At 65.4% G+C, this 11,222-nt stretch carries 12 protein-coding genes and 1 pseudogene; 1 reads left to right on the top strand and 12 read right to left on the bottom strand.

Translation table 11 applies throughout. The features are described 5' to 3' along the window. Together D769_RS33000 and surE are read right to left on the bottom strand one after the other, a co-directional pair. A pseudogene (locus D769_RS33000) lies at positions 1 to 126 on the bottom strand (protein-L-isoaspartate O-methyltransferase); the annotation flags it as partial. A gap of 88 nt (positions 127 to 214) precedes the next feature. Next, the gene (gene surE / locus D769_RS17395; protein ID WP_008647507.1) at positions 215 to 967 is read right to left on the bottom strand and encodes a 5'/3'-nucleotidase SurE; all 753 of its coding nucleotides are present in this window, start codon (positions 965 to 967) and stop codon (positions 215 to 217) included. Between the two features lie 178 nt (positions 968 to 1,145). Here surE and D769_RS17390 point away from each other — a divergent pair, with 178 nt between their 5' ends. Beyond that, positions 1,146 to 2,120, top strand: a complete 975-nt coding sequence (locus D769_RS17390) for an NADPH:quinone oxidoreductase family protein (protein WP_008647506.1) — start codon at positions 1,146 to 1,148, stop codon at positions 2,118 to 2,120. A gap of 67 nt (positions 2,121 to 2,187) precedes the next feature. Here the strand turns inward: D769_RS17390 and D769_RS17385 are convergent, their stop codons facing one another. The 10 genes from D769_RS17385 to D769_RS17340 form a co-directional block, all read right to left on the bottom strand. Further along, a complete protein-coding gene (locus tag D769_RS17385) occupies positions 2,188 to 2,979 on the bottom strand; it encodes an ABC transporter permease (RefSeq protein WP_035882323.1) in 792 nt (263 codons plus the stop codon). Positions 2,980 to 3,006: 27 nt separating this feature from the next. Beyond that, a complete protein-coding gene (locus D769_RS17380) occupies positions 3,007 to 3,819 on the bottom strand; it encodes an ABC transporter ATP-binding protein (RefSeq protein WP_008647492.1) in 813 nt (270 codons plus the stop codon). A gap of 102 nt (positions 3,820 to 3,921) precedes the next feature. Beyond that, on the bottom strand, positions 3,922 to 4,965 hold the full coding sequence (locus tag D769_RS17375) for an ABC transporter substrate-binding protein (RefSeq protein ID WP_008647490.1): 1,044 nt from the start codon (positions 4,963 to 4,965) through the stop codon (positions 3,922 to 3,924). A gap of 171 nt (positions 4,966 to 5,136) precedes the next feature. Further along, positions 5,137 to 6,117: a tripartite tricarboxylate transporter substrate binding protein gene (locus tag D769_RS17370; RefSeq protein ID WP_008647488.1), complete on the bottom strand. Its 981-nt coding sequence runs from the start codon at positions 6,115 to 6,117 to the stop codon at positions 5,137 to 5,139. A 58-nt stretch (positions 6,118 to 6,175) separates the two neighbouring features. Beyond that, positions 6,176 to 7,144 (bottom strand): hydroxymethylglutaryl-CoA lyase, encoded by a 969-nt coding sequence (locus D769_RS17365; protein WP_040011097.1) that lies wholly within the window; start codon positions 7,142 to 7,144, stop codon positions 6,176 to 6,178. An 8-nt stretch (positions 7,145 to 7,152) separates the two neighbouring features. Then, positions 7,153 to 8,349 carry a CaiB/BaiF CoA-transferase family protein gene (locus D769_RS17360; protein ID WP_008647484.1) on the bottom strand — a complete coding sequence of 399 codons (1,197 nt, stop codon included), beginning with the start codon at positions 8,347 to 8,349 and terminating at the stop codon, positions 7,153 to 7,155. Between the two features lie 165 nt (positions 8,350 to 8,514). Then, positions 8,515 to 9,420 carry a LysR family transcriptional regulator gene (locus tag D769_RS17355; RefSeq protein ID WP_008647482.1) on the bottom strand — a complete coding sequence of 302 codons (906 nt, stop codon included), beginning with the start codon at positions 9,418 to 9,420 and terminating at the stop codon, positions 8,515 to 8,517. Between the two features lie 6 nt (positions 9,421 to 9,426). Next, a complete protein-coding gene (recR, locus tag D769_RS17350; RefSeq protein WP_008647479.1) occupies positions 9,427 to 10,041 on the bottom strand; it encodes a recombination mediator RecR in 615 nt (204 codons plus the stop codon). Between the two features lie 28 nt (positions 10,042 to 10,069). After that, on the bottom strand, positions 10,070 to 10,396 hold the full coding sequence (locus D769_RS17345) for a YbaB/EbfC family nucleoid-associated protein (RefSeq protein ID WP_008647477.1): 327 nt from the start codon (positions 10,394 to 10,396) through the stop codon (positions 10,070 to 10,072). 80 nt (positions 10,397 to 10,476) lie between these two features. Continuing rightward, the coding region (locus D769_RS17340; RefSeq protein ID WP_008647472.1) for a DNA polymerase III subunit gamma/tau C-terminal domain-containing protein at positions 10,477 to 11,222 on the bottom strand (746 nt) is incomplete at its 5' end.

Genomic DNA, 11,222 nt, shown 5'->3' with positions numbered 1-11,222 from the left:
CGGCGCCGGGGGTGCCGCGCGCTTGCCGACCGCGGGCATTCCGGCGGTTCGCGCTGGCGCGGGCTTGCGCTCAACCACCGCATCGAGCGGAAGTGGAAAGCGGGATCGGCGCGGCGTGGAACTCATTTGAACAGGTACGGCAATCTGACGGATACGCGCAGACAGGCGCGGGGATTCGGTGTGAACGACTGAAGGCAGCGTGGCGATGACACGCTCACCCCAACCACTGTTCGATTTTTTCGAGCTGGCCGCGATGAGTCAGGTCCAGCTGCAACGGTGTCAGCGAGACGTAGCCATTGGCGGTCGCGTGAAAATCGGTGCCTTCGCTTGCGTCGCGCGCGTCGCCGGCCGGCCCGATCCAGTAATTGGTTTCCCCGCGCGGATTCACCTGCACCACCACCGGTTGTGACGGATGCCGCTTGCCGAGACGCGTGGCGCGGTGCCCGCGGATATGTTCGTACGGCAGGTTCGGGATATTGACGTTGAGCAGCAGCGGCTCGGTCGGCGGGTGAGCGATCACATGCTCGACGATCTCGCGCGCCACGCGCGCCGCGGCGTCCAGGTGCTCCCAGCCGTGATTGACCTGCGAGAACGCGATCGACGGAATCCCGAACAGATAGCCCTCGATGGCTGCGGCCACCGTGCCCGAGTACAGGACGTCCTCGCCCATGTTCTGCCCCTGGTTGATCCCGGAGACCACCAGATCGGGCATATCATCGAGCAGGCCGGTCAGCGCCACGTGCACGCAATCGGTCGGCGTGCCATTGATGAAGCGAAAACCTTTCTGCACGCCCTCCCGCGCTTCGTAGACAGACAGCGGCCGCTGCAACGTCAGCGAATTCGATGCCCCGCTATGGTTCTGTTCGGGTGCGATCACGGTCACGCGCGCCAAGGGGGCGAGCGCGGCGTGGAGGACGGCGAGTCCCGGCGCGAGGTAGCCGTCATCGTTGGCGAGGAGGATATGCATGGCCGCGATTGTACCCGAGCAAAGCGGCGCGGGAGCGTCATCGTGCGCCCGGACATGCGGCGCCCGAATGGACGTCATGCAGCGATTTTTCGAACAGAACGACCGTGCTTTTCCTGCGCTACACTTGCCCGCAGCGCATGCGTACCCCCGCGCATGCCCCATTCCAACTGGAGACACAATGAAAGCCGTACTGTGCAAAGCTTGGGGCCCGCCCGACTCCCTGACCCTGGAAACGCTGCCCGATCTCGTGCCGGGTGATGGCGAGGTCGTCATCGACGTCAAGGCAGCCGGCGTCAACTTTCCCGATGTCCTGATCATTCAGAACAAGTACCAGGCCAAGCCGGAGCTGCCGTTCTCGCCCGGCTCCGAGCTGGCCGGCGTGGTCAATGCCGTTGGCGCGGGGGTCACGCACGTCAAGCCCGGCGACAAGGTCATCGCCTATCTCGGCAACGGCGCGTTTGCCAGCCAGGCCAAGGCGCCCGCCAAGGCCGTGGTGCCGATGCCTCCGGGCATCGACTTCGACGTGGCGGCGGCGTTCACGCTGACCTACGGCACATCCCACCATGCCGTGGTGGACCGTGGTGAGCTCAAGGCCGGTGAAACGATGCTGGTGCTGGGCGCGGCCGGTGGCGTGGGTCTGGCAGCCATCGAGATCGGCAAGGCCATCGGCGCGCGTGTGATCGCCGCGGCTTCCACCGATGAAAAGCTGGCAGTCTGCAAGGAACACGGCGCGGATGCGCTGATCAACTACAGCACCGAGGACCTGCGCGAGCGCGTCAAGGCGCTGACCGACGGCAAGGGCCCGGATGTCATCTATGACCCGGTGGGCGGCGTCTATGCAGAACCGGCGTTCCGCTCGATCGCCTGGCGCGGCCGCTATCTGGTGGTGGGTTTCGCCAACGGCGAGATCCCCAAGATGCCGCTGAACCTGGCGCTGCTCAAGGGCGCATCGCTGGTGGGCGTGTTCTGGGGTGAGTTCGCGCGCCGCGAGCCGAAGGCCAATCAGGCCAACATGGCGCAGATGCTCGGATGGATGAAGGAAGGCAAGATCCGCCCGCATATCTCGGCGCGGTATCCGCTGGAGCAGGCGCCGCAGGCGCTCAAGGACATGGAAGCCCGCAAGGTGACCGGGAAGATCGTCATCACGCCTTAAGTCGGACTTTTGTTCGCCCCTCTCCCGCTCACGGGAGAGGGGCGAAGTCAGATTACAGCTTCAAGCGTCAGAGCTTCTCCGTCTCCCCCGACTTCGGCTGCCATCGCATCAGCCGCTTCTCCCCCACCGTCACCATCCAGTCGAGTACCAGCGCGAACGCGGTCAGCACCACGATGCCCGCGAACACCGTGTTGATGTCGAAGGTGCCTTCCGCCTGCAGGATCAGGTAGCCAACGCCACGCGCCGACCCCAGGTATTCGCCCACCACCGCCCCGACAAACGCCAGGCCCACCGAGGTATGCAGCGAGGAAAACACCCAGCTCGTGGCGCTCGGCAGGTAGACATGGCGCAGCAGTTGCCGCTTGTTGGCGCCGAGCATGCGCACGTTGGCCAGCACCACCGGGCTTACTTCCTTGACGCCCTGATAGACGTTGAAAAAGACGATGAAGAACACCAGCGTCACCGCCAGCGCCACCTTTGACCAGATGCCGAGACCGAACCAGACCGCGAAGATCGGCGCCAGGATCACGCGTGGCATCGAGTTGGCAGCCTTGACGTAGGGATCGAGCACCGCCGAAGTGAACGGGCTCAGCGCCAGCCACAGGCCCACGCCCAGCCCGGACACGGTACCAATGCCGAATGCCAGCACCGTTTCGAGCAGCGTGACACCCAGGTGCAGGTAGATATCACGTTCGACGATGAACCAGCTCCAGATGCGCTGCGCCACCATCAGCGGCTCACCGAAGAAGAACGCCACTTGCTGGGAACGCGTGGCCATGTGCCACACGATCAGTACCACCGCAAGAAGCAGAAGCTGCCAGACGCGCAGCATACCTTTTGAGTCGGGACGGAATGCCATGTTCGATTGTTGTCCGATCGGGGAAACTCAGGCCGCCTTGCGCTGCTGCGCGTAGCCCTTGAGCACTTCTTCGCGCAGCACGTCCCAGATGGCGGCGTGCAGCTCCACGAAGCGCGGATGGTTGCGGATCTCGGCCACATCGCGCGGCCGCGGCAGGTCGATGGAAAACTCGCCGATCGGGTGCGTGCCCGGCCCGGCGGACAGCACCACCACGCGGTCGCTCATCGCGATGGCCTCGTCAAGGTCGTGCGTGATGAACAGCACGGCCTTGCGCTTGGCCGCCCACAGGTCGAGCACCTCGTTCTCCATGAGCTGGCGCGTCTGGATGTCCAGCGCCGAGAACGGCTCGTCCATCAGGATGATGTCCGGGTCCATCACCAGCGTCTGCGCCAGGCTCACGCGCTTGCGCATGCCGCCGGATAGCTGGTGCGGATAGCGATCACCAAACCCGCCCAGCCCCACGCGCCGCAGCCATTCCTCGCCCTGCTTCACCGCTTCATCGCGCGGCACTCCGCGGAACTCAAGGCCGGCGATCACGTTGTCGAGCGCGCTGCGCCACGGCATCAGCGCTTCGGCCTGGAACATGTAGCCGGCACGCGCGTTGATGCCCTTGAGCAGCTCGCCAAAGACGCGCACGGTCCCGGTCGAGGGTTCGAGCAGGCCGGCCGATACATTCAGCAGCGTTGATTTGCCGCAGCCGGTGGGGCCCACGACAGAGACAAACTCGCCGGGCTGGATGGATAGCGTGACGTCGCGCACAGCGGTATAGCGCTGCGCGCGGTCTTCGCGCGAGACGAAGGTGCAGGTCACGTTTTCGAGGGAAAGTGCAGGCGTGCTCATGACGGCATGACTCTGGGAAGCTTTCGCCCGCCGGACGGCTGGCGCGCGGCGGGCGACTGGGAGACGGCTCCTTGAAGGAGCCGGATCGGATACTGGCTTGTCTTACTTGTACTTGGCGTTGGCCTTCTGCACGAAGTTGTTCGTGAACGTGTTCTCGAGCTTGATCGCCTTGCCCTTGAGCTCCGGATCGAACTGCTGCAGCGTGTTCAGTGCCGTGTGCGGGCCATCGGCCGGCATCATGCCGTCCGGCGAAATCGCTTCCTTGACCTTGTCCCACGCGGCCAGGTACAGCGCGCGGTCACCCAGCAGGTAGCTTTCCGGCACGGTCTTGACGATGTCCGACGGGCCAGCCTTCTGCAGCCACTTCAGCGCGCGCACCATGGCGTTGGCCATTGCCTGGGTGGTGTTCGGATTCTGCTGGATGAACGACACCGACGCGTAGAGGCAGCCCGACGGCATATTGCCGCCGAACACGGTCTGCGTTTCCTTGATCGTGCGCGTGTCCGAGGCGATCTTGACCTCGTTCTTCTGCGTCAGCATCGAGATCACCGGATCGAGGTTGGCCATGGCGTCGATCTGGCCCGAACGCATCGCGGCCACCGCGCCGGCGCTGGCGCCCACACCGATGAACGACACGTCGGACGGCTTCAGGCCGGCCTTGGCCAGCACGAAGCTAGCCATCATGTTGGTCGACGAACCCGGCGCGGTCACGCCGATCTTCTTGCCCTTCAGGTCGGCAATCGACTTGAAGTTCGGCATGGTCTTGTTCGACACCACCAGCACGATCTGCGGCGCGCGGCCCTGGAGCACGAACTCCTGGTACTGCTGGCCCTTGGCCTGCAGGTTGATCGTGTGTTCGTACGCGCCCGACACCACATCGGCGCTGCCGCCGACCACGGCCTGCAGCGCCTTGGCGCCACCGGCAAAGTCGACGATCTCGACGTCGAGCCCTTCTTCCTTGAAGTAGCCCAGGCGCTCGGCGATCGTCAGCGGCAGGTAGTAGAACAGGTTCTTGCCCCCCACGGCGATGGTGACCTTGCTCTTCTCCGGCTTGCCCTGCGCCTGCGCGCTGCCAAACGTGAACCAGCCAGCCAGGAACAGCGCCAGCGCGATCAGCACCTGTTTCCAGAACTTCTTGTTGTACATATGGCTCTCCTGCCTTTTCTATTTCTGTTCGATCGAGGGGCGCGCCGCATGGCGGCTTGCTGCGATGCTAGCGGACGCAAGCGCCATGCGCATCGGGATCAATACCTAATCCCGGCAGACGCGGCGGCGGCCATGCTACACGCCGCCCCTTTCAGGCAGCTTGCCAACCCGTCATTCCGCGTGGATATCGGCGGCCTTGATCACCTTGGTCCAGCGCTGCAACTCGGCGCGCTGGTACTGGTCGAGCTGTTGCGGATTCATGTAGCGTGCCTCCGCACCAAGCTCCTCGGCCTTCTTGCGGAACGCCTCCGACTTCATGATCTTCTCGATCTCGGTTGTCAGCCGGTCGATCACTGGCTTGGGCGTACCCACGGGCGCGTACATCGCGAACCAGGACGAAACGTCGAGATCGGGATAGCCGGCCTCCGGCGCCGACGGCACGTCCTTCAGGCTGGGCAGCCGGGTCTTGCTCGTGACCACGAGCGGACGCAGCTTGCCGGCGGCGATATGGCCCATCAGCGGCGGCGGCGTGGTGATCGTCATGTCGACATTGCCGCCGAGCAGGTCGGTCATCGCTGGACCCGTGCCCTTATAGGGCACGTGCGTGATCTGGATACCCGCCATCTCGTTAAGCAATTCGGTCGAGACGTGCTGCAGCGACCCATTGCCCGACGATGCGTAGTTGAGCTTGTTCGGATTGGCCTTGGCGTAGGCCACCAGTTCCTTCAGCGACTTCACCGGCAGGCTGGAACGCACCACCAGCACCTGCGGCGCCGACAGCAGGTTGGCCACCGGCGCGAAGTCCTTGACCGGGTCCCACGAAGTCTTCGTCAGCAACGGCGTGATCACGTGATAGCCCGAGTACTGCACCAGCAGCGTGTAGCCATCCGGCTTGGCCCGTTGCACAGCCTGCGCGGCAATCGTGCCATTGCCGCCGGGCTTGTTGTCGACCACCACCGATTGTCCGAGCGCCTTCGACAGCGGCTCGGAAATCATGCGGGCGGCCAGATCGGTCGTGCCACCGGCGGCGGCCGACACCACAAGCATGATCGGGCGATTGGGGTACGTGCCCTCCTGCGCGTGTGCGGCCGCGGACATGGCCAGACCGGTGGCAGCCAGCAGTGTGCCGGCACCAATCAGTGTGCGTTTCATGGTTGTCTCCGTATGTTTTATTGGGGGACTCAAAAAATCTGTCGGTTGATGCCTGCCATCAAGTCTTGGCGAAGAACGCTTCCATCCACGCTGGCGGCTGATGCGTGCGCAGGCGCGGGCCGGCGCGCAGGAGCTGGCTGGACACGTCGCGTTGCACCAGATCGGAGACGCCCGCGACCACGTCGAGCAGCGCATCCAGATCAACGCCCGTATCCACGCCCATCGACGCGAACATGTGCACAAGATCCTCGGTGCTGACGTTGCCGCTCGCGCCGGGCGCGTACGGGCACCCACCCAACCCACCGGCCGCGGCGTCGAACCGCGTCACGCCGGTCTGCCACGCGGCGATCGCGTTCGCCAGGCCCATGCCTCGGGTGTTGTGCAGGTGAATCGTCAGGCCAGTCTTCGGCAAGGCGTGCTGGAACGCTTCGCAGAGCGCGGCCACCTGGTTGGGATAGGCCATGCCCGTGGTATCGCACAGGGTGATACCCGCCGCGCCGGCATCGGCAAACGCCTTCGCCAGGCGCATGACCTCGGCTTCGCTGACGTCGCCCTCGAACGGGCAGCCGAATACGGTCGACAGCGATACGTTGACAGGCACGCCGGCCTTGCCCGCTTCAGCGATCATCGCCAGCAACTGGGCCTGCGACTGATCGCGCGTCATGCGCAGATTGGCGCGGTTGTGCGTCTCGCTGGACGACATCACCAGATTGACTTCGTCGGGGCGGCAAGACAACGCGCGCTCCAGCCCGCGCAGGTTCGGCACCAGCACGGTCAGCCCAACACCGGGGACGCGCTCGACCTGATGCATCACGGCTTCCGCATCTGCCAGCGCGGGAATGGCGCGGGCCGACGTGAACGACGTGGCTTCGATACGCGCGAAACCGCAACGTGCCAGCGCGTTGACGAAGACGACCTTGCCCTCGGTGGGGACGATGAACGGTTCGATCTGGAGCCCGTCGCGCGGGGCGACTTCGTTGATCTCGACCTTCGCCGGGCCTGACAGCGGATACGTAGCAGCACTCATCTTGGCACTCATGCAATCACTCCACGCGTACGCAGGTCGGCAATGGCCGCTGCGTCGAAGCCGGCATCGGCCAGCACGGAATCGGTATGCTCGCCCAGCGTCGGCGCGCGATCGTGGATGCCGCCGGGATTGCCCGACAGCTTCGGCATGATGCCCGGCACCTCCACCTGCAGGCCCTTCGCGGATGTCACCGTCTCGATTACGCCGCGCGCCCGGTAGTGCGGGTCTTCGGCAATGTCCTTGACGGTGTAGATGCGGCCAGACGGCACGTCGGCGGTGCGCAGCACTTCCAGCGCGGAGGCCACGGTTTGTGTCTTCGTCCAGGCGGTAATCGCGGCGTCGATCTCGTCGACACGCTTCACGCGGCCATCATTGCGTGCCAGCGCCGGGTCTTCGCCCAGGTCGTTGCGACCCATCGCGGCCATCAGGCGGCGGAAGATTGCGTCACCGTTGGCAGCGATCAGCACATACTCGCCGCAGCCGCACAGGTAGGCATTCGACGGCGCGATCCCCGGCAAGGCCCCCCCGGCCGGCTGGCGCACAGCGCCGAACGCGGAGTACTCGGGCAACAGGCTTTCGCTCAGATTGAACAGCGACTCGTACAGCGCCACGTCGATGACCTGGCCTTCGCCACCGCGCGCATCGCGTTCGTACAGCGCCAGCAGCACGCCAAGCGCGCCATGCAGGCCGGCGATCGTGTCACCCAGCGACAAGCCCGCGCGCACGGGCGGGCGTCCGGGCTCGCCGGTCAGGTAGCGCAGCCCGCTCATCGCCTCGGCCACCGCCGCAAAGCCGGGCTCATCCCGCTTCGGGCCGCTTTGGCCGTAGCCCGAGACCCGCACCATGATCAGCTTCGGATTGTCGGCATGAAGCACATCCCAGCCGAGCCCCCATTTCTCCATGGTTCCCGGGCGGAAGTTCTCGATCAGGACATCGGCCTCGCTGGCCAGCTTGCGCACCAGCGCCTGGCCCTCCGGCTGGCGCAGATCGATGGCAATCGACTGCTTGTTGCGTGACTGAGCTTCCCACCAGACCGAGGTGTCTTCGTGCAACATGCGCCACTTTCGCAGCGGATCGCCCTGCCCGGGCGGCTCCACCTTGACCACGTGTGCGCCGAAATCGGCAAGTGTCTTGGCGGCAAAGGGGCCTGCAATCAGCTGGCCCAGTTCGAGAACGCGGATGCCGTCGAGAATCTGTCGCGCCATGAGTGTCTCCGAGAAACTGACCCCAATTGGGGTGGATTGGCGTAGTTTCGACGGAGTGTGCCCCAGCGGCGGGGTGATGCGGAATCGGCATTCCGGAAAGCGGGCTTTCTCGGAATGCGAAAGATCAGGGAGAACCCTATAGGGTTCGGAAGCGGGCTCGGGGGCTCAGAATGGCGCGCGGTCGCCGCAGAGATGGCTGATCAGCAGCCGCGCCGAGACCGTGAGCCCGGCCGGGTCTCGCATGCCGATCAGCAGCGAGCGGCGCGCCCAGGCGTCCTGAAGACCGACCAGCGAGAGCCCCATCGACTTGACGTGCGGCTCCGCGGCGATCCGCGGCAGCACCCCCACGCCCAGACCGGCCATGACCATGCGGCACATCGCGTCGAAGCTCCGCACCTGGATGCGCAACCGAAACTGCCGCTCGAGCCGACTACTCTCTTCCAGCAGCCGTGCCGCCAGCGAGGTCACCTGCGGCAAGCTGACGAAGTCGTATTCGAGCGCATCGGCATAGTGGACCGGGCCGTTTTGCGCCAGCGGATGCCCCGGCGGCGTGATGATGACGAGTTCGTCCTGCCGATACTCGACCGTCACCAGTCCCGCGCACGGCGTGCGGTCGGCGAAGATGCCCACATCGGCCCGGTTTTCCATGACAGCGGCAACGATATCGCTGCTGTTGTGTTCTTCGAGTTCGATGCGGATGGTGGGATGCTGGCGCATGAACTGCGCCAGATCATCGGGAAGAAACTGCGTGATGGCCGAGGTATTGGCACAGACGCGCACCTGCCCGCGCACACCCGAGGCGTAGTCGGACATCACCCCGGCCATGCGCTCCACGTCCTGCAGGATGGTCAGCGCGTGGTGGAAGCAGGCCTGCCCCGCCTCGGTAAGCTGCACGCCAGCGGCATGGCGAAAAAACAGCGGCGCCCCGACCGCAGTCTCCAGGTCGGAGATCCGCTTGCTGGCAGCCGCCACGGCGAGATGCGATTGCCGCGCGCCGGCCGAGATACTGCCCTGCCGTGCCACGGCCACGAACAGCCCCAGCGTGACGAGATCGAAGCGCGCCAGATTCATGGTCCGTTACAGGGTGCGACGGTCCATCACGGCGCGGGCGATGGTGCCCGCATCCACGTATTCCAGTTCGCCACCCACCGGCACGCCTCGCGCCAGACGCGAGACCTTGAGCCCGCGCGCCTTCAGCATTTCGCCGATGTAGTGCGCGGTGGCCTCGCCCTCGCTGGTGAAGTTGGTGGCGACGATCACCTCGCTGGCCGGGCCACCGAGTTCGGGGTCGGTAGCACGTGCCAGCAGGCGGTCGAGATGAATCTCCTTCGGACCGATGCCGTCGAGCGGCGAGAGCCGCCCCATCAGCACGAAATACTGGCCGCGATAGGTCAGCGTCTGCTCGATCATGACCTGATCGGCCGGCGTTTCGACCACGCAGAGCAGCGTCGCGTCACGCTCTGGATCGCTGCAGGTTCCGCAGATTTCGAGTTCGGTGAAGGTATTGCAGCGCGTGCAATGGCGGATGCCATCGACGGCCCCGCGCAGCGCGTCGCCAAGCTTGCGCGCGCCTTCGCGGTCGTGCTGCAGCAGGTGATACGCCATGCGTTGGGCCGACTTCGGTCCAACGCCGGGCAGCACCTTGAGCGCCTCGATCAGCGCCTGCAGCGAGGTGGGCGGCGCCGCTCTCATGACAGAGCCGCCTGGTCGGAACGTGTCATCAGAATGGCAGCTTGAAGCCCGGAGGCAGCGGCAGACCCGACGTCATCGAACCCATCTTTTCTTGCGTGGTGGCCTCGGCCTTGCGCACGGCGTCGTTGAACGCGGCGGCTACCAGGTCTTCCAGCAGATCCTTGTCATCGGCCAGCAGGCTCGGATCGATCGTGACGCGCTTGACGTCGTTCTTGCAGGTCATCACCACCTTCACAAGGCCGGCGCCGGACTGGCCCTCGACCTCGATCTGGGCAAGCTGCTCCTGCATCTTCTTCATGTTTTCCTGCATCTGCTGGGCTTGCTTCATCAGCCCGGCCAGTTGACCTTTCATCATGGGATCACTCCTTGAATACGTGTGGATGGGGGCGGGCGGCGCGGCCCTTGGTCAGGCGGCCGCCACTTGAAACTTGAGATTCAGGCTGCGCGCGGCTGGATCGACCCTGGCACGATCTGGCCGCCGAACTCCCGCAGCAGACCTTGTACAAACGGGTCGCGGTCGATCTCGGCCTCGGCTTCGCGCTGGCGTTCGGCACGCGCCGCGGCATCGACAGCCGCCGCGGTATGCGTCACGCCGCCGACGACGCATTGCACGCGCACGTCGACGCGGAAATGCTCGACCAGCGCGGCCTGAAGCCGCTCCGCGACGTTAGCTTCGGCAATCGCCGCAACCGGCACGCGCAGATGCAGCGTACGGCCGACCACGCGATGCAGTTCGCTTTGAAGTGCAAGCTGCTGGGCCAGCCCCTTGAGCGGCAGGGTGGCGGCGAACTCGGGCCAGTCGCCAGTGAAAACCGGCGGCGTGCCATCCTCGCCGGCGCTTGGCGCCACTTGCGGGACGGCAGGTGCCAGTTGCACTGCCGGTTCCGGTTCGGGCTTGCTGACCGGCTTGGCTGCCAATTGCGTCGGCGCCGGCTTGCGAGCAGCGCGCGGCGCGCGATCGGCGCTGTCGGATTCAAAGCCGTTGTCGAAACCACCGAAGCTCGGGTCATAGCCCGGATCGCTGTCGTACGGACCGATCACAGGCAGATCGGGCGGCATCTCTTCCCACGGCGGTACGTCACTTGCACCCGCGGCTTCCCACGGCGGGACGGACGTGGCTTCGGGTTGCGGCGCGGGCTTGGCGACCGGTGCCGGGCGCGCGGCCGCGACAGGGGCAGCAG

Origin of the sequence: Cupriavidus sp. HMR-1, from assembly GCF_000319775.1 — a bacterium.
GTDB lineage: Bacteria > Pseudomonadota > Gammaproteobacteria > Burkholderiales > Burkholderiaceae > Cupriavidus > Cupriavidus metallidurans.
This window is presented reverse-complemented; position numbering and strand designations above follow the sequence as displayed.